We start from the raw sequence: 17,577 nt of genomic DNA on the forward strand, positions 1-17,577 counted from the left end.
TAAGCAATCCCAAGCGTGCGCACGTCAACTCAACTCAAGCGTCGAAAGCTGGTCCAGAAAGTATTGGAGGCTTACCTGCTCTGTAGCAGCAAAACTGAGCCTCGCCGGGGTGCGAAACTCCTTAGAGGCATGCTTGTAGCGGTCTACGTGGTTGCTAAAAGCTTTGCTGTCTTTGTCTATCCACAATTTTTCATTCTTCAGTCTCTGTGCTTGCCGCACTTTAGCCGCACACTTTGTTCTAACGCGTTGTTTGCCTTTTGCGCTTTCCCACAGAGGGAGTAGCCAACATTCAATTTCGTCTACTGGTATAGCAAAGATTAGTTTCTTTCCATACTCACAAAGCAGCTCGCAAGAGGTCTCTTTACGCAGTCTGCGTATGATGCGCCTAATAAGGGTTGGCACGTCGAGTTCAACGCCATTTTCTCGTCTGGCCACGTCAAACCCTGCATCCTCGCATCTGTCACTGTCGACGTGAATTACAATATAGTCTAGATAGGCAAGATCCCCTTCAAAGACTCCATCGCGGAGGTAGGCGAAAATTTGGTTCCATCCTCCCCATTTTTCCGCTTCATAGTTTGCGCTACTCTGGTCCGTTAGTGGGCGTCTATACGTAACCGTAAGTTCATTCGTCTTGTCTCGAAAGAACCCTTTTAAAATGTTTTCCAGGACCGGATGGTCCGTTTTGCCTTCCGCAACCAACCCAATTCTCATGCCGATTAAAAATTTTTCGGAAGCCCTCCCAAGAGACCATTCAAAAATGCCTCAGACAATTTTGGTGGGAGACTCTTGCCTTGAACTGCCTTCGGCGGGCGCACTCTTTCAATTTCGGTGGCTCCCGATTCGCCCCGGGAAATGGCGTACAGCCGCTGGTTCTCATCATGAAGATTGAGTCCATCCAACAGAGCAGGATTGTGTGTTGTAATTATGACCTGCTTATCGTGCTTTGCGGCAAGTTCGACCAGTTGCCGCATAAGTTCTGTCGCCAATTTGGGATTGAAAGAAGCGTCCACGTTATCGATGGCAAAGAATTTCGGCGTGTTGAAGCTCGTAAAAAGTAGGAAATAAAAGAGTAGGAACAAAAGGCCTTCATTGCTTGTCCTCTGATCAATCCAGACACTGTCATACATATACTTATCCTGAAAAGACAGTGTGCGCTCCCCGTGCCCTAAGTCTTCAGGAATTTTGACGTCTTGAACCCAATCGAGAACATTCAGAAAATCTAACAAACTTTTCTTAAACTCGTCCTTTCGCTCGCGAAGAATTTTTTGAAACAGCCCGAACAGGCCTTGCCCACGAGGACCCATTGGGAGAACTTGTCCCTCCTCTTCAAAGACCCTAAGGGTTGCATAGTCGGGGGCATAAATCATGAAATCCGACAGTTGCTCGGAAAATTTCGCCTTGAGCTTTGCCAGCTTTTCCAAGCCGGTACGCATCTGGCTCTCTGTTCCTTGATGACCTGTAACAAATTCGGAAAGCGCAAACGAAGTGAGAAGCTTGGGAAGCACGCGCCTTACATTTTTTTTCACATTCTCATCGTCTATTTGAGCTAAAGAATCCTCGATCTGGGGGGCGAGTTGTGATAAGAATCCGCTTGGTTCGACACTGTCAAATAGTGGCCAATGTTCGGTTACGATGAGTTCGTTGCCCTTTGGATTGGGAATAACTCGAACCCCGAAATCGGTTTTACTTTCCGAAATCGTGGCCGTAATTTCGGCGATCACGTCAGATGAATCATCGGTTTCCAACGGAAACATCGATAAATACTTGAATGGCTCTGTCTCCCGCATTCCTCGTGCAACCAAATTGACGCGGTCGGCCTTTTTAGCAATCCCTGCCCCGAGCATTAAGATCGCTTCAAGAATATTACTTTTGCCGCAGCCGTTCGCTCCAATGAGGACGTTCACCCTTCCTAAGCCAAGGGTGACATCCTTTACCGACTTGAAATTTCTGACTGAAATAGAAGAGATCATGGAGCGAACTTAGATGCCAACTGTACGCTTAGGAGTGTAATCCAGTTGATATCCATCAGCCCACCAGCGGCAGGAGGTTCTCCTTGCACCACTCGCCGTTCTGGCGAGTCACGCCGTCCGGGTCGCCGATGGCGTCGTGGCACTCATCTTCGCAGACGATCCAGCCTTCGTAATTGCGGAGGGTGAGCCACTCGGTGATCTTGTGGAAGTCGAGCTTGCCGGTACCCATCTGGGCCCACGGCTCAGGACCGTTCCCGGAGAAGTCCTTATAATGGATGTGGTTCACGAGATGGCCCCACTTGGTCATGGTCTCGATGACATCCATGCCGCCACGAATGATGTGGCCCACGTCCGGAGTCCAGCCGGTGACGGTGGGGTCGATGCTGTTGAGCACTACATCATAGTCGTCCTGGGTGCGGACCACGGAGGAGGGGGGGCTGTTCGGGTGGAAGGAGCACACCAGACCGGCATCCACGGCGCGGCGGCTGACGGCGTTCACGTTTTTCGCCAGGTTCATGCGGCGCTCCTGCAGGTTCTTGCGGTTGCTGGGGAGGGGCACGGTACCCAGCTTGGCGCCGGGGAAATGCTTCAGGGTGGCGATGGCGTAGTCGGCAGCGGCGCGCTCGGCGTCGTTTTCCTTTTCACCGTTCCAGCCGCAAACCAGGGCAAGGCCCGCGAGCTTCATGTTGTGCTTGGCCAGGGTGTCCTTGAGCTTGGCAGGATCCTTGAAATCGCCCAGCCAGTAGGTGGGGAAGGGCTCCAGGACCATGGGCTCGATGCTGGTGAAACCGGACTCGGCGGCCACCTTGATCATGTGGTCTAGCTTGTTGTCGTAGGCGGAGCCGGTGCCCTGCATGAACCAGGTGTACACCTGGGACCCGAATTCGATTTTTGCCATGGTATCGTGTCTTGTGTTTGGGTTGAGGTTATGCGAAAGAGAAGAGCGCGATGCTGGCGGAGCCCCCCGCCAAAGTCCAGCGGGAAGTTGTGGCACCGGATGGCAAAGTCGGACGTATGCATTTTTTGAAGCCTTCGCACCTTGTGTCTCTGCAACGGCAGCAACAAGTTGCACGTCGTGCAATTTCCCTTAACAAAGGCAAATTTGTTCGTGTGTCGGCCCGCGATCTTTATTAAACTTGAGTCCCCTTTCCAAAAAAACCGTCACTTTTGCCATGAGTTCTGTAGTCGTGCCGCTGAATCCTTTCTCCGATCAGATTGTGACTTCCCCCCGCCGGGCAGAGCCCTCGGTGCAGGGGCTGAACGATCAGGCTCTCCAACGATTGGTCGCGGGATTTACGGGGATGGAATTGCCTCCCCGCCGCGGTGGTCGCATCCAGCTGGTGACCTCACCCAGCGGCGGCTACGGCAAGTCCCACCTCACCGGTCGCCTCTACCGGGAGCTGGGCCGTCGGGCCACGCACATTTATGTGCGGCCCTTCAATGATCCGGAGACCCACTGGGTTTCGCTGTTGCATACCATGATCCAGGAGATGCTGGCTCCTGAGTTCACCGGTGAAGATGAGGAGGAACTGCCGAAGGACCGCGGCCTGTACGCGCCTTCGCAGATGGATGCCTTTGCCCACGGGGTCTTTGCCTCCGTGCTGATCTCGCTGCTGGACGTCGGCGAGTTCGAGTACGGCGATCCGGAGTTTGTAAAAGATCGTCTGCGCAACCGCACCTTCGTGAAGTGGGACCTCGGCGACCCCCAGAGCAACTGGGGACTGTGGGCCAGCGACATGCTGCAGCGGTATGAAGAGTCCGACACCCGCGAGCAACGCGTGCTCCGGTCGCTGAATCAGGCTACGGGCAATCACCTTGGCAGCACCACCCGTCCACAAGCGTGGCTGCGGGTCCTGCGCCGTTTTGTTTCCAATCGAGGCGCTACCGCCCTGCGCGACCAGTGCCTGGAGTGGATGCGGGCGCGCACCCCCATGATTGAACTTGTAACGAAGCCGCTGGGTCTCCAGTCGACCGATGGGGTGGACTCCGAGGGTGGCATTGCAGCCCGCAACTCGATGGCTCGCAGCCGCGTGCTGGACCTGCTCACGCTTGGCCGACTCTTCCGTCCCTTCGTCATCTGCTTTGACCAGACTGAAGTGTTTGGCCGTGTGCCAGGGATGGCTCGCGCGTTTGGCGGCATGCTTTCCGACCTCGTGCAGTGTGAAGGAGCGCAGTTCACCGTGGTTACGGCGAATCAGGAGATCTGGAACACCCAGCTTTCGCCCTCGATCGAGGTGGCGGACCGTGATCGCATCCTTCCGTCCATGGAGCTTACCGGGCTCTCCATGATGCAGGGCAGGGAACTTGCCATCAATCGTCTGCGGCAGACCCGCCTGCCCGTGGAACTGCTGGAGTACGTGCTGGCCCCCGACTGGATGGCAGCACAGTTTGCCGGTGGTCTCCTTTCGCCGCGTGATTTCCTTCGCCGCTGCGAGCAAAGGTACGAAGCCATCGTGCCTGCCGCGCTGGCCCAGCCGCCACGGCCCAGGCTGATGCTGGCCGAGCTCTATGCCCAGGAGCGCAACCAGATCGAAAACGATCCGAGAGAATCCAAGGACTTCCGTGCAGATGCTCTGCGCTGGGCTCTATTGAATGTGCCAGCGAAGGCGGGTGCAGACTTCTCAGCCACCTCCTCCCGCACGGAGGTCGCCTCGTACATCGGCGAGTGGAAGAGCAAGGCTGGAGCTCACCGCTACATCGTACTGGAGCCGAGCTCCCACACGCTGGTGTGGCAGGCCATCTTCAGAAAGGGCCGGGCGCTTCGCGCGGAGAGTCCGAGTTCGACCGTCGTTGCATTGCGCATCGAAGGGCAGGGGGCCGTGCCGCATGACAATCAAGCGGCGCACGTCCAGTCCAACAAGGCTTCCGGGAACGAAGCATTCCGGGTTCACGTGCTTAATCAGGGAGAGCTCTCCAAGGTCTACGCCGGCTGGGAACTGTACCTCCAGGCGTGCCAGGGAGACATTGAATATACTGCGGAGCAGGTGCTTGCCTTCGTCTTTGATCGCCTGGCGCCCTTGTACAGCGCGCTGCTTGGTGAGCCGGTTATTTCCACGCTGCCTCCGGAGCAGGCTTCCAGCTTTGTAGCACCTGTGGCTCCGCAGGAGGCACCCACGGTGATCCTGCCGCGAAGCGTGATTCAGGCACCCGGGGTTCCTCGGGCCGAGCTGCCCGCAGCCTATCCCGCACCGGCTCCTGCCGCTGCGCCCGCGTATGTCCCACCGTCGTTCGCCACCACTCCAGGTGCGGGTACCTTGGCGGGAAGTGTAGGCACACCGGGGTCTGCTCCTTTATCAGGTTCCGCAGTGGGTGGCCTGAAGCCCTCTGAGGAAACCGCACCGAGTCACAAGACGGCGATTAAAGTCACGACGCGTGTCGATGGCGTGTTGCAGAGCCCGGTTCCCGCTGCGGCACCGATGCAATACCCCCTGCCTTCCGGTCTGAAGCCAGCCGCGCCTGTGGCACCGCAGCCACTCCCTCCGCTGGCAACTGCACCTGCCCCGTCCCCGGCCGTCGTTTCGGCGCCTGCACCCCCGCCGCCCTCGGTGGTTTCTGAGCCTGCACCGACACCAGCCCCTGCACCTCTTCAAGCGCCCGCCTACGCGGCATCAGCGCCTCCGGCACCGGCGTTTATCGCACCACCTCCGGCACCGCCTCCCGCGCCCGCACCTACGCCACCAGCGTACGCCGCGCCCCGGCCACCCCGCCCCGAAACGGGCAAAATCGTCATCGCCTCGGTGACCGATACCCTCGGCGCACCCGTCGCACGTCCGGATGCGGTACCAAGACCGCCGTCTCCCGCAGCGCCGGCACCGGCACCCGTGGTGCCCGCGCCATATCCCGCTCCAGCGCAATACCCATCGGCACCCGCTGCCGCAGCGCCCGCGTTTGCACCACTTCCGGCGCCTCTTCCTGCACCGGTGTACGCTCCTGTTGCTGTAACGCCTGCACCTGCACCGCTCCCGGCTCCCGTTCCTGCACCGGTGTACGCTCCCGCTGCTGCAGCGCCTGCGCCCGCACCACTCCCGGCTCCGGTTCCTGCACCGGTGTACGCTCCTATCGCTGCAGCGCCTGCGCCCGCACCACTCCCGGCTCCGGTTCCTGCACCGGTGTACGCGCCTGTTGCTGCAACTCCTGCGCCTGCACCACTCCAGGCTCCGGTTCCTGCACCGGTGTACGTGCCCGTTGCTGCAGCTCCTGCGCCCGCACCACTCCCAGCTCCCGTGCCCGCTCCGGCACCAGTTGCCCCTCCGGCACCAGAGCCAGATCCTGTGCAGTCCTTTGCCTCGTTCCTCCCGCCTCCGTCGGTTGGATTCGCGGTACCTCCTCCCACCGGACCCACGACGCCTCCGAAGCCAGCGCCTCCGCAGGGGCCGCAGACTTCTCAATCGGCTGAAGAACCGAAGCCCGGCCAGAAGGCGTTCGCCACGGGAAGTCCCGCTGCCTCTTCATCGGCGGCAGCCGCACCGAAGGCAGCGACGTCTGGAATCATCCCGTCCCCCGAAGCTGCAGCGCCAGCGTCGGCTCCAGCTTCTGCGGTGCCTTCGCGTCCGGGTGGGGAAACTCCGCAACCGACTGCCAAAGGCGCTTCGTCTCCGAGCGCGGGTGCACCCTCCAGACCCTCCGTTCCGCCTCCTGCGGTCGCGGCCAAACCAGTGGCACCCAGTGGCAAAGCTGCGCCCACTCCGATGTCCCGGCAGGGCAATGCCGCCGCAACACCTGCAAGTGGTGCTCCCAAGCCCGGCTCCCCCGGACGCCCAGGTGCTCCCGCTCCCGCCGGTGCAGCAACCCCTGGACCGAAACCCACATCTCCCGGCGCTCCGGTAGCGCGTGGCCCCATGCCTGCGCAGCCTGGCCCTGGCCCACGGCCTGCACCCGGCTCGTCGTCCGCACCTTCAGCAGCACCCGCTGCAGAGGAGAAGCCCGGTTTCTTCGGTCGCATCGGAAAAATGTTCTCCAAGAAGGAAGCGGCTCAAGAGGTAGCTCCCGCTCCTGCCACCGCGCCTCGCCGCCCCATGCCTGCCGCCACCGCAGCAAGGCTCGCGGGTGCTGGCGCAGGCGCCGTTCCACCCGGTGCTCCTCCAGGCCCAAGAATACCCGGACGGCCCGGAGCCGGACCTTCAGCAGGTGCGCCCGCGCCTGCATCGAAGCGCACTGAGCCTGTCGCTGTGATCCCTGTCAGTGATGACGACGATTCACCGGAGGCTGCGGTCCGACCCGCCGAAGCACCGCCAAAAAAATCACGGACTGAGGCGTCGCCCGCGAAAGACGCCTCAGTCGAAGACAAAGTCAGCGCAACCGAAAGCCAGAGCTCCGAGAGCAAGAACAGCGCTCAGGACACAAGCATCGTTGGTGAAGCAAATGCCGCAGAGCCTGTGGCCAAGCCAACGGAAACGGTTGAGCAACCAGCGACATCAAAGACAGAAATACCGGCCAAGAAGCAACCGGAGGCTCCATCGCTGGAGACTGCACCGGCAGCAGTAACATCGCCTGCCGCAACGGCTGCGACCATTGCTGCTGCTCCGGCTCTTTCTCCTGAAGCGCAGCTCGCGCCCGTGGCTGCACCACGCATTGCAATGATGTCGGCACGTCTGGCGCAGCCACCGTTTGTGGCCACACCTGCCTCGACGCGCCAGCATCCTTCCCAGCCGTGGGCGTTCGCTGATGAAGGCATGACACGCCTCGCGGAGTTGCTTCGTCCCAAGGCACCAGACACCCCCGCGAAGCTCAGGACGAATGGCAACGGGAATGGCAATGGCAACGGACACTCGAACGGGAAGTCCCATGCCAACGGACATCATGGTGTATCTCACCTTGAGGAAGATGAAGGACCTCTGTCCCAATCACCCTCGCATGAGGCCATGGTATGGCTGGCAAGTTGCCTGCGCGAATACCAGCAGGAGCGTGATGCTCCTGAGGGTGACCGCCGGGTGGCCATCTTTGCCCGAGAAGAATCGCCTGTGGCCGAGCCTCTCATTCCCGCCTCCGTCCTGTCCGAAGTGGCGAGTCCACCGAGCCTTGCAAAAGTGATGCGCGATCTCGTGAAGGCCCGCCGGCTTGTCAGTTATCCCATGCTCGCCACGGAACTGGAGAAGCGCCTTTCACGTCCGGTATCGATGGATGAAACAATAGCCGCGGCAAAGGCCTCCGGCGAAATCCACGTGTACGGCGAAGGCAACAGCGCGGGATATCTGTGGCAGGGCAGGTGAGGTGAAGCGCGGAGACTGGACCGCGCTCACACCAGCCGGTTCAGCGCGTGAATCATCTCCTGTGCCTGTGAGCGATAGCTTCCACCGAAGAGGTGGTGGTGGTTGAGCACGTGGTAGAGGTTGTACAAGTCACGTCGCAGGGGCCAGTTTGCATGGCGTGGCCAGGCATCATCGTAGGCTTCGTAGAAGGCCGCAGGGAACGCGCCGAAGAGTTCAGTGAAGGCGAGGTCACATTCCCGGTCGCCGTAGTAGCTGGCGGGATCGTAGATGATGGGCGTGGGCGTGCTGTCATCGTCATCGGTAAAGGAAGCATTGCCACCCCAGAGATCGCCATGCAGCAGCGAAGCCTCCGGCGTGTAGCCTTCAAAGAAGAGCGGCAACTGCTCCAGCAAACGATCCGCGCCTGCAAAACGCACGCCCTGTTCCGCGGCGAGCTTGAGCTGAAATCCCAGCCGCTGCTCGCGCCAGAAGGTGATCCAGTCATGGCTGGCGGCATTCGGCTGCGGCGTGGCACCGATGTAGTTCGCGCAATGCCAGCCGTAAGAACCATCCGGTGAGACATGGCGATGCAGGGAGGCAAGCCGGGCGCCGAAGCTCTCCCATGAGGAAGCACCGCTTCGCCCCATGGCGACGTATTCGAGCACCAGGAAGCTCCGATCCCCGTGCCAGCCGGTGACAAGGGGGCGTGGCACGCGAATGACTCCGGCAGCGTTGATGGCCTTCAGGGCATCCATCTCGGCATCGAACAGCCCGGTACGAGCCACGGAGTTCACCTTCACGAAGTAAGGCGTGAGCGCGACCAGCACATACGCCTCATGAATGCAGCCACCTCCTACAGGCCGGGCCTGGCATGCACCAAGGGATTTGCCCGTGGCATGTTCGATCTCCTTGCCGATGGCGTGGAGCAACGCGGCGTCCATGAATAAAGAGAACGTTGAGCGATCAGCGCGCCAGAAGTGTGCCATTCTGAAGGCGGCGCACCAGCTCGGTGCATCCGTCCTCCATGAGATCCAGCACCTCCTCGAATCCTTCCGCGCCTCCGTAGTAGGGATCCGGCACCTCGGTGTGATCGTGTTCCGTGCAGTACTCACAGAAGAGATGCACGCGTGCCTTGCGGGGCACACCGCCCACGAGCTGGTTGGCATCGGCGAGGTTGAACTCATCCATCACGAGTACCAGGTCAAAAGCATCCAGATCCGAGGGACGCAACTGCCGGGCCGCGTGAGTGAGCGTGTAGCCTCGCTGCGATGCCGCCTTGCGCATGCGCGCGTCCGCTGGGTTGCCGGCATGCATGCCGATGGTGCCCGCGGAGTCCACCTGCACATCTTTACCCAAGCCTGCGGCATCGATCATGTGCTGCATCACCCCCTCGGCCGCAGGTGAGCGGCAGATGTTTCCCATGCAGACGAAAAGGATGCGGGTGGGGGAGGGCGAAGGGGGCATGTTCAGACCTATGCGCAGCCTGTCGCATGGGTGCAACTGAAGGTCCTTCAGTCGTCACTCTTCGACCTTTGCGTACATCCATGATGCCAGAGGGATGCGGCGTTTGACTACTAAGGGAGGCACGCGCCGGGCTGGTCTGATGACGATATGATAGCTCGGGTCCCCGCCAATCTCATCGGACACCTCATCACGCGGGAACTGTCCGCGTCCACTCCAACGAAATAGCTGTTGGACCGTCACGTGGTATCTTCCAGGGTCTACTTGCAGGCAGAAATCCTGGGGCTCCGGCAGCTTGTACTCTTCAAATTGCGCACACATGGTCAGGCTTTGGAAAGAAGCCAGGCAAAGAGTACCGCTTGTCTGAACACATCCCTCGAACTGCTAATGAAACGTTTTTTGCAACTTCTTGCCCTGATGAAGACGGAATGAAAAACGTCCCTGGGGTGTTCCCCATGCGAGCAGCTTTTCTTCATTCATGTGCCGCAGGGCGACGTCAGCGATGCTGCGAGCAGTCCAGTCTCCAATGAATCCTTCGTAGCTTTGCGGATCACCGAATACATGAAAGGCCCACTGGGCGTCCATGGCGACAACAATGTCACCGTTCTCGGATACCGCATGGGATGTCAGCATAGGATCCGATTCCCGGGCACCGACTAATTCTTCACCAGCAATCCAGTAAAGGGATCCGTGGCCATCTCCACCTTACCGACCAGCTCTTCCAGTGCGCCTTCAAGGGAGGCGAGGCAGTCCACAAGACGCACATCTGGAATGCGAACCGCACGATGATAGCCAAAGGCGGCGCGGCCTCCCATGAGGAGCGCGACCGAAGGCGGCAGGAGCTGGCGCAGCTTCGTGATTTCCGCTGGCACGTTCGGATCATCCGAGGGGTACACGAGACTGAGCGCCACGGCACGCGCACGGCGGGTTTGCACGCAGGCGGCGATTTCTTCCGCTGCAAGCGAGGGTCCGAGGTAAGTTGCCCGCCACCCCAAATCGCGAGCCACGGCCGAGGCGAGGAGAGCGCCCACCTCATGGCACTGGCCGCTGGGTGTCGTCACCACGAGTTCCGGAGCATCCGGGGGCGGCTGGTAGCATCTTGCTCCGATGGCGAGGAAATCACGCACCACATTCGTGGCGAGATGCTCGTGGGACACACGAAGCTCTCCTTTGCGCCAGGCTTCTCCCACTTCATAGACCAGCGGCGAAACAATGCGCAGGAGCGTCGTACGCGCTCCATAGCGGAGACAGGCTTCCTCCAGAAGACGGGTCAGCGTGAGGCAATCGAGCTTCTTCACTGCTTCCATGCACCTCGCCTGACACTGGTCAGGCGTGGAGTGCGTGAGGTCCGGAACTGGCGCCGGTGCCTCGCCTCGCTCGGGCAGTTCCTTCTTGTGCAGGCTGTACAATTCCTCAAGGCAGAGGCAGGCGATCTGGCTGATACGATGACCGCAGCCGGTGAGCTGTTTCAGGAGACGGAGGCGCTCGATTTCCTCATCCGAATAAAGGCGGCGGTTGGAGTCGGTACGCTGGCAGCAGACCAGTCCATAGCGCCTCTCCCAGACGCGAATCACGTGCGCTGTAAGACCGGTGCGGTGGCACACGACCTTGATGGGATGGCGCAGTTCACGAGAGGGGGCGGACATGAAAAATTGCGGGGGTCTACAATGGGATGGTCAGATTACGTGCGAAGGTGACGGAACGGTTGGCAGGAAGGGGACAATTCAAAGGATCGGGGCGAAAAAAGCAAGCCTGTACCAACCTTGATGCAATCTACATGGGAGCAGGCATACCGCACTTGCCAAGTGCTGGCATCCTGTTAAAGCACGGGTCCATGTTGAATTACGTCTGGTCATTCCTCATCGTCACCGGAATCATCGCCGCGGCGCTTTTTGGAAGGTTGGAGGCCATGGTCACGGGTGTGTTCGACATCTGCATCAAGGTGGTCATGGTGATTGCCCTGCCGCTTGCTGGCACCATCATGCTCTGGCTGGGCATCATGCGGGTGATGGAGAAGGGCGGGTTGATGAATGTCGTGGCGAAGGTGCTCTCGCCGCTCCTGCGCCTGATTTTTCCCGAAATCCCCAAGGATCATCCCGCCATGGGCGCCATCACGATGAACATCGCGGCGAACATGCTCGGCCTGGGCAATGCCGCGACACCGATGGGTCTGAAGGCCATGACGCACCTGCAGGAGCTAAACCCCAACAAGCAGAGCGCCAGCAACGCCATGTGCATGTTTCTGGCCCTGAACACTGCGGGCTTCACTCTGCTGCCGATGACCTCGCTCAACTATCTCAACGCGGGTGGCGTGCAAAATCCCCAGTCCATCATCCTGCCGACCATTCTCGCGACGATATGCTCCACGACAGCCGGCATCCTGGCAGCCCTGTTTTTCCAACGCCTCCCCATGTTTCGCCCGGTTCCCGACGATGTGGCGGTTTCATCGGCTGCCCCTTCAGGTGCGGAAGCGGAAAAACCCAAGACAGAGGAGAGTCTCCCGAAGCCGTACAAGATGACGCTGTTGAGGTCCATACTGGTGTACACCGCGGCGGCGGCATTCGTCTTTGGGGCCGTCCTGGAGTTCATGCCTGAGAAGCGTGATGCAGTGCTGAAATTTACGGGGCTGCAGACACTGCTTACAGAAGCAGATACTGTTGCGAAGGCCGCGGCCGCTCGCCAGAAGGAACTCAAGGATCAGGCTCCTGCCAAGGCGGCAGATCAGGCGCAGAAGGAAGAGCCGGTGTGGCGGAAGCAATTGCTCAAGCTCTCCACCCTGACCATCCCGTTCATCCTCATTGCAGTGGTGCTCTGGGCACTTGCCCGGGGCATTCCGGTGTTCGAAGAAATGGCGGAAGGAGCAAAGGAGGGCTTCGGCGTGGTGCTCCGGATCATGCCGTTCTTGCTTGTCATGTTCGTCGCGATCGTGTGCTTCCGGGATTCAGGAGCGCTGATGCTATTGGAGTATGCTCTGCGACCTGTGCTCTCGCTCATTGGCATGCCAGTAGATTTGTTTCCCCTCGCGGTCATGCGCCCTCTGAGCGGCTCGGGTTCTTCCGGATTTCTCAATGAGATCATCTTCAACCCCGCATCCACCGATCACATGCGGTACACGGCGGCCATTTTGTTTGGTTCCACGGAAACCACCTTTTATGTGCTCGCCGTGTACTTCGGCAGCGTGAGCATCCGGCGCACCCGGCATGCGCTCGCGGCAGGACTCTGTGCGGATATCGTGGGCATGACCGCCGCGATCACGCTGGGATGGCTGCTGTTTGCACGTGTGTGAGTATTGAGGTGCTGCCGGTGGAGCTAGCCGGAGGTCTTTGACTGTGCCCAGCTTAATGCCGTTTTGAAGAGTCCATCCCGCAAGGCGCGTGAACGCCAAGCTAACGATACCGAAATGGTGCCGAAGGCCTTGGACTGCGTGCAGCCCTGCTGCCGCTTTCCACAAGTGCGGCCTGCTGCACGCTTCACCGCGACGAAGTCGCCAAGCTGATCTGGACGCATCAACTTACGAGCACCTGTCATCATCGCCGCAGCAGGCTGCGGACTCTGGAAAGCGGCAGCAGGGCTGCGCGCAGTCCAAGGACGCTGCGCGTCACGGCATCCGGATCTGTCACGCACATCCCCATTCTCTGTGTCTCTTATTCTACGACCCCGCCGCCGCTGGCTGCGCAGGTGCCGCCGCCTTGGGGCGTGAGAGAATCACGCTGCGAATGAAGAGACGCGGGGAGGGCGACTGTGACTGGAGGTGCATCGTTCCAGCAGCTACATCCTTCTCGATGGTGATGGTGCCGAGGCGAAAGATACGGAAGTCCTTGTCAGAGCCGGTGGCGCGATCCGCGGGAAGGGTGAAGACGCGTGCGTTCCCAGCAATACTTACGTTGATGAGTTCAGGAGTATCGAGCGCAGGGCAGGCATACACCGCGGCGACATCATAGGTGCCGGCGACGAGTTTTTCCACGGTCCAGTCAAGTGCACCCAATGGTGCTGCATTGGCTCCACCAGTGGTTGCCATGCCGCCGTTGGCCTTGGCCGCTTGCAGGGTGAGCACGGCACGCGAAGAGCTGTCAGGAGCTGGCTTGGCAGCATCTGGTGCAGCACCGGAACCCTTGGCCGGGTCCGCAGAAGAAGACGCATCATCAGCCTTCTCGTAGGGAAAGACACCCGTGGTGGTCATGGCCTGCCGGATGCGCGCAATCTCCGCCTCCACCGCCACGGCGTCGGCGGCACGTCCACTGGCTGTCATCTTGCTCTTCAGCAGATCGAGCTCACGCAGGTAATCCTGCATCACCGGGCTGTGGATCGGACGGAGATTGGTGGCGTACGTCTTCTCCATCATCTCCAGCCGCGCTTCAGGCGGCACGAAGGTCTCCAGCACCGGAACCTGGGGAATGGGCACCTGTGCCGAGATGATGCCAGTAAGCGAGAGCATCAAGCAGCAGCAGCAACCCAGCCAGCAAGGCACGTTGGAGAAGGGTGTTCTCATGTCCCCGGAGTGGCGCTGGTGGGATTGGTGGTTTCCATGACGCGGGACCATGCGCCCGGAGGGATGTGGCGCTTCCTCGCAGCCGCTTCCCGGTTCTGCAGGACGGTGATGGCCGCCTCCTGATGCAACTTCTGGGCGCGCGGGCTCCCGGTGGGCTTTTGGATCATGGCAAGGCCGTTGTCGACCAGCGCGCCGGCAAAGTCACCCAAGCCTTCCGGTTGCACCGAGGCAAGCAGGGCGCCCTCGGCGTCCTTCAGCCCACGAGTGACGAGCCTCAGGGGTTTGTCCTTGAGATACTCGGCCGTGAAATCCCGTGCCATGGTGCCGACGGCGATGGCGTCCTCCTCGCTGATGCCAAAGTACTCGGTCGCGGAGAGTGGGGGCGGCCCCTTGGTCTGCGAAGCTGGCCCGGGGCAGGTCACCCAGAGCAGGCGCACGGGGAACGTTTCTCCATTGCATGCCACCGTGAATCTGTCGCCGGTGTTTTCCGGTGCGGTGACGTAAAGGGCATTCTGCATCTCATGCATGCCATCGGCAAGCGTGGCGGTCGAGGTGGCCGCAGGGCGGTTGCGTTCGCGGAGTTGGAGTAGGGAGCGCGGGTTGTCGCCGAGGCGTTCCACGCGGCGGACTTCGTTCTGAAGATCCTCCACGGCATCCTGGTTTCCACTGAGCGTCGTGGAGAGTGAGGTCAGCTTGCCGGTGTAGTCCACGGAAATGGGCATGAGCTTCTGCCGCAGGCGTTCGAGGTGCGCCTGCTTGAGCTTGGTCAATTCATCCACCTGGGGAAGGGGCTGGCCATTCTCATCCAGGCCGGGTGCGTCGGTGGCGGCGGTAGCGGGCTTTGCCGGAGTGAGGCGGATCTCCTTCAGGTGCATGACGCCGCCTTCGCCCTTGGCCTTCGTGATCTTGAGCGCGAACCGGGAATTGGCCCGGGTCAGTTGCAGGGCGGGGAGCGTCAGGGTGGAGAAGTCGGTCCATCCACCCGTGCTGGCCACCGTGCCTGTGCGGCGATTCGCTGCCGCTCCCGAGAGGCTGGAGTCCTCGTAGAATTCGAAATCACCACCCGTGGTGAGATCCGGAGGCGCCAGATACGGATTGACCCGGCTCGGTGGATCTCCCACGTCAGCCACGCCATAGGTGATGTGCACATCGTAGCTGCCGGGGGTGATGCGCGAAACTTCCCACGTCGCCACGCTGCCCACAGTCTTCCATCCCGTCAGGACATCCCTGGCACGATCCAGATTCAGCGTGCCGCTCACGCGCGCATCTGAGGGACGCATGACAATGACATTGGAAATGGAGGAGCCATCCAGCGCACTGCTGTACAGTTCGGCGAGGCCCTCGCGACGACGCTCCGCTTTCAAAGCCAGCTCGTAGTCACCACTCGCACCCGCTTCACGAGCCACGGCTGTCAGGGCCTTGGCGAACTGCTCGGAGAGGATCTGCGATCCTCCCAGGGCACGCGCCAGGAACTGCTGGCGCTTCTGCAGGAGCTCCGCTGGCTCGGTCGAAGTGGGCGCGGGGGCAGGAGTGGGGGAGTTCTGTGCCACCAAAGTGCCAGCCAGCAAAAGCACGGAAAGAGTCGATGCTGGAAATCGAAGTTTCACGGGAGGAAAAGAAATCAGCGTGCGACGGGGATGAGTGCCACGGAGTAAACGCGCAGAGACGTGCACTTCTCCGGCGGACCTACGGTGAGCGTGAGGGTACCGGTGCCATCCTTCACTCGAAGCGTCCCCAATGTTTGGTCGACGGCCTTTCCGGAGGACTCTTTGACGAGACCAGATGTCAGCGAGTAAAAACTCTCCTTGAGCATCGCGTTGGCATCGCAGCCCTGATGATTCAGGACCACCTCATAACCGCCCGAGGGAAGATTCGGCAGTTTCCAGGTGGCGCTAGCACCCACGGAATCCCAGCCGGTGAGGGACTTGTCCTTGGTATCCACGTGCACCCCGGCGCCGAGGGAGGCTTCCGTAAAACTCAACTCGATGCGCTCACCGGGACGTGTGGCTGTCGCGGATGAACTGCGCTGGGCCAGGGTATTGAGCTCCCTTTCCATCACGCCGATCTCCTGCTCGATGCGCAGCCGCTCATCACGCGCCTTGATGGCATGGGAGTAGTCCTGCGCGGCCGCATATTTCTTCTCCAGAGCCAGAAGTTCCTCCCGGTGCGCCTTGTGCTCGGGGAGAGCGGCAGTGAGCAGGTCCCGGCGAAGTTGGGCCTTCAGCACCCGCATGTCAGGAGCGGCATCCTGCGCGCCGATGGAGAGCGCCGGGGGCAGGGTGAGCAAAAGCATGCACCATCCTTTGGCCAGCCAGCGGCCACAGGCGCGAAATCGGGATGAGGTACTGGATGAAGCGATTGCGAGGGACAAGGATTTGCCAGGAATTCTATATCACAGGCTAGAAAAAGCAGAGGTTTACGGCAAGACGAATCGCTTCGCCACCATTAACCAATACGTCGCGACACGACCGCTTCCATCTCCAAGTCCAGCTCCGCCCGGCAGATATCCGCCTTCAGGAACATCACGTCGTCCCCCGTGAGGCCGGTTTCCTCGGCCAGCCATTCCTGCACCAGGGGCAGGGCCTCCGGGTGCCTGAGGTACACCTTGAAATCCCGCATCACCAGCTTCGACTGGCTGCTCCGGGACTTGGGCTTGAGAGCTTGCGCCACGCCCATGCGCTCAAACATGATCTGGATGTTGTGCATGGTGGTGCGGAACTGGAGGTGCCAGTCGCCCTCACCCACATTCCGGTGGCCCTCAATGCTGGCCGTGCCGCTCAGGTAACCCACGGTTTCCCGGGCACATTTTACCAGCACCGCGCGGGCAAAGCTCGGGGGGCGCGGGCCGTAGTCCGCAGGGTAGTGGTAGGCCGGCACCTGGGAGGGATTCTCCAGGTACTGCGGCTGCGTTTTCCCCGCCACGAACATGACGGCAAATTGATTGCCCTCAGAGCCAACGGCCGAGGCGGCCGGCATGAAGGAGCGGAGGTCACGGCCAAAGGACTCCTCAAAAGCGAGCCAGCGGCCGATGTTGAACTGGCGGTAGCGTTCAAGTCCGTGGTCCACCTCATTGATGCGCGGAACGTAGTTCCACGCACGGTGGAGGTGCATGCCCCGGGAAGCGCAGGCCTCCAGCACCTCACGGTAGATCTGGTGCACCGGCTCCTCCATGCGGGTGGAGACGTCAATGGTAGCCGCGCCCACCAGATGCGTGTCGTTTTCCAGGGTGATCAGGTTGCCGGACTTGCCCGGGCGTCCCTTCGGCAGGGCTACGATTTCCTCTTTTTTACCCGCCAGCCAGGGAACCCCCAATTGCAGCACACCAGCATCCTCGTTGCCCGAAATCCGGGAAACTTTCTCTCCAAATTGAACTAGAATTTGCGGCTCGTCGGTGACTGCGGCGGGCATGGGCATCAAGTTGTTTTGGCGGCTTGAAATGGGAATGTCAAACATTTGCGTACTGGGATGG

General features: G+C 60.5%; 13 protein-coding genes. 2 read left to right on the forward strand and 11 right to left on the reverse strand.

Annotated features, from left to right (window positions below; translation table 11 throughout):
* Positions 1-24 precede the first annotated feature (24 nt).
* The 3 genes from G5S37_RS14835 to G5S37_RS14845 are packed head-to-tail and all read right to left on the reverse strand — an operon-like array spanning position 25 to position 2,868.
* The gene (locus tag G5S37_RS14835) at positions 25-711 is read right to left on the reverse strand and encodes a hypothetical protein (protein WP_165205240.1); all 687 of its coding nucleotides are present in this window, start codon (positions 709-711) and stop codon (positions 25-27) included.
* 5 nt (positions 712-716) lie between these two features.
* A complete protein-coding gene (locus tag G5S37_RS14840) occupies positions 717-1,970 on the reverse strand; it encodes an AAA family ATPase (protein WP_165205242.1) in 1,254 nt (417 codons plus the stop codon).
* 55 nt (positions 1,971-2,025) lie between these two features.
* Positions 2,026-2,868: a sugar phosphate isomerase/epimerase family protein gene (locus G5S37_RS14845; protein ID WP_165205244.1), complete on the reverse strand. Its 843-nt coding sequence runs from the start codon at positions 2,866-2,868 to the stop codon at positions 2,026-2,028.
* A 274-nt stretch (positions 2,869-3,142) separates the two neighbouring features.
* On the opposite strand from G5S37_RS14845, the gene G5S37_RS32340 reads away from it, so the two are divergent.
* Positions 3,143-8,179 carry a hypothetical protein gene (locus G5S37_RS32340; RefSeq protein WP_206026460.1) on the forward strand — a complete coding sequence of 1,679 codons (5,037 nt, stop codon included), beginning with the start codon at positions 3,143-3,145 and terminating at the stop codon, positions 8,177-8,179.
* A 26-nt stretch (positions 8,180-8,205) separates the two neighbouring features.
* Here G5S37_RS32340 and G5S37_RS14855 read toward each other — a convergent pair whose 3' ends face one another.
* From G5S37_RS14855 to G5S37_RS14870, 4 genes are all read right to left on the reverse strand, one after another.
* Positions 8,206-9,099, reverse strand: coding sequence for a fructosamine kinase family protein (locus tag G5S37_RS14855; protein WP_165205246.1), 894 nt, complete (start codon positions 9,097-9,099; stop codon positions 8,206-8,208).
* A gap of 22 nt (positions 9,100-9,121) precedes the next feature.
* Positions 9,122-9,622 carry a low molecular weight protein-tyrosine-phosphatase gene (locus G5S37_RS14860; protein ID WP_165205248.1) on the reverse strand — a complete coding sequence of 167 codons (501 nt, stop codon included), beginning with the start codon at positions 9,620-9,622 and terminating at the stop codon, positions 9,122-9,124.
* A 381-nt stretch (positions 9,623-10,003) separates the two neighbouring features.
* Positions 10,004-10,252, reverse strand: a complete 249-nt coding sequence (locus tag G5S37_RS14865; RefSeq protein ID WP_165205250.1) for a hypothetical protein — start codon at positions 10,250-10,252, stop codon at positions 10,004-10,006.
* A gap of 23 nt (positions 10,253-10,275) precedes the next feature.
* A complete protein-coding gene (locus G5S37_RS14870) occupies positions 10,276-11,265 on the reverse strand; it encodes a MerR family transcriptional regulator (RefSeq protein WP_165205252.1) in 990 nt (329 codons plus the stop codon).
* Between the two features lie 188 nt (positions 11,266-11,453).
* On the opposite strand from G5S37_RS14870, the gene G5S37_RS14875 reads away from it, so the two are divergent.
* Positions 11,454-12,905, forward strand: coding sequence for a nucleoside recognition domain-containing protein (locus tag G5S37_RS14875; protein WP_165205254.1), 1,452 nt, complete (start codon positions 11,454-11,456; stop codon positions 12,903-12,905).
* A gap of 363 nt (positions 12,906-13,268) precedes the next feature.
* On the opposite strand, the gene G5S37_RS14880 is transcribed toward G5S37_RS14875, so the two are convergent.
* The 4 genes from G5S37_RS14880 to G5S37_RS14895 form a co-directional block, all read right to left on the reverse strand.
* Positions 13,269-14,108, reverse strand: coding sequence for a hypothetical protein (locus G5S37_RS14880; protein WP_165205256.1), 840 nt, complete (start codon positions 14,106-14,108; stop codon positions 13,269-13,271).
* Positions 14,105-15,715: a hypothetical protein gene (locus G5S37_RS14885; RefSeq protein WP_165205258.1), complete on the reverse strand. Its 1,611-nt coding sequence runs from the start codon at positions 15,713-15,715 to the stop codon at positions 14,105-14,107. Before G5S37_RS14885 ends, G5S37_RS14880 begins: the two co-directional genes overlap by 4 nt.
* 14 nt (positions 15,716-15,729) lie before the next feature.
* A complete protein-coding gene (locus tag G5S37_RS14890) occupies positions 15,730-16,401 on the reverse strand; it encodes a hypothetical protein (protein ID WP_165205260.1) in 672 nt (223 codons plus the stop codon).
* A gap of 152 nt (positions 16,402-16,553) precedes the next feature.
* Positions 16,554-17,516 (reverse strand): hypothetical protein, encoded by a 963-nt coding sequence (locus tag G5S37_RS14895; RefSeq protein WP_165205262.1) that lies wholly within the window; start codon positions 17,514-17,516, stop codon positions 16,554-16,556.
* Positions 17,517-17,577 lie beyond the last annotated feature (61 nt).

The sequence above is a fragment of the Roseimicrobium sp. ORNL1 genome (genome assembly GCF_011044495.1).
Taxonomy (GTDB): domain Bacteria; phylum Verrucomicrobiota; class Verrucomicrobiia; order Verrucomicrobiales; family Verrucomicrobiaceae; genus Roseimicrobium.

What these genes read in the sequence shown, in the direction of transcription:
- G5S37_RS14835 (WP_165205240.1), bottom strand. Translation starts at nt 711, where the DNA reads ATGAGAATTGGGTTGGTTGCGGAAGGCAAAACGGACCATCCGGTCCTG.
- G5S37_RS14840 (WP_165205242.1), bottom strand. Translation starts at nt 1,970, where the DNA reads ATGATCTCTTCTATTTCAGTCAGAAATTTCAAGTCGGTAAAGGATGTC.
- G5S37_RS14845 (WP_165205244.1), bottom strand. Translation starts at nt 2,868, where the DNA reads ATGGCAAAAATCGAATTCGGGTCCCAGGTGTACACCTGGTTCATGCAG.
- G5S37_RS32340 (WP_206026460.1), top strand. Translation starts at nt 3,143, where the DNA reads ATGAGTTCTGTAGTCGTGCCGCTGAATCCTTTCTCCGATCAGATTGTG.
- G5S37_RS14855 (WP_165205246.1), bottom strand. Translation starts at nt 9,099, where the DNA reads ATGGACGCCGCGTTGCTCCACGCCATCGGCAAGGAGATCGAACATGCC.
- G5S37_RS14860 (WP_165205248.1), bottom strand. Translation starts at nt 9,622, where the DNA reads ATGCCCCCTTCGCCCTCCCCCACCCGCATCCTTTTCGTCTGCATGGGA.
- G5S37_RS14865 (WP_165205250.1), bottom strand. Translation starts at nt 10,252, where the DNA reads ATGCTGACATCCCATGCGGTATCCGAGAACGGTGACATTGTTGTCGCC.
- G5S37_RS14870 (WP_165205252.1), bottom strand. Translation starts at nt 11,265, where the DNA reads ATGTCCGCCCCCTCTCGTGAACTGCGCCATCCCATCAAGGTCGTGTGC.
- G5S37_RS14875 (WP_165205254.1), top strand. Translation starts at nt 11,454, where the DNA reads ATGTTGAATTACGTCTGGTCATTCCTCATCGTCACCGGAATCATCGCC.
- G5S37_RS14880 (WP_165205256.1), bottom strand. Translation starts at nt 14,108, where the DNA reads ATGAGAACACCCTTCTCCAACGTGCCTTGCTGGCTGGGTTGCTGCTGC.
- G5S37_RS14890 (WP_165205260.1), bottom strand. Translation starts at nt 16,401, where the DNA reads ATGCTTTTGCTCACCCTGCCCCCGGCGCTCTCCATCGGCGCGCAGGAT.
- G5S37_RS14895 (WP_165205262.1), bottom strand. Translation starts at nt 17,516, where the DNA reads ATGCCCGCCGCAGTCACCGACGAGCCGCAAATTCTAGTTCAATTTGGA.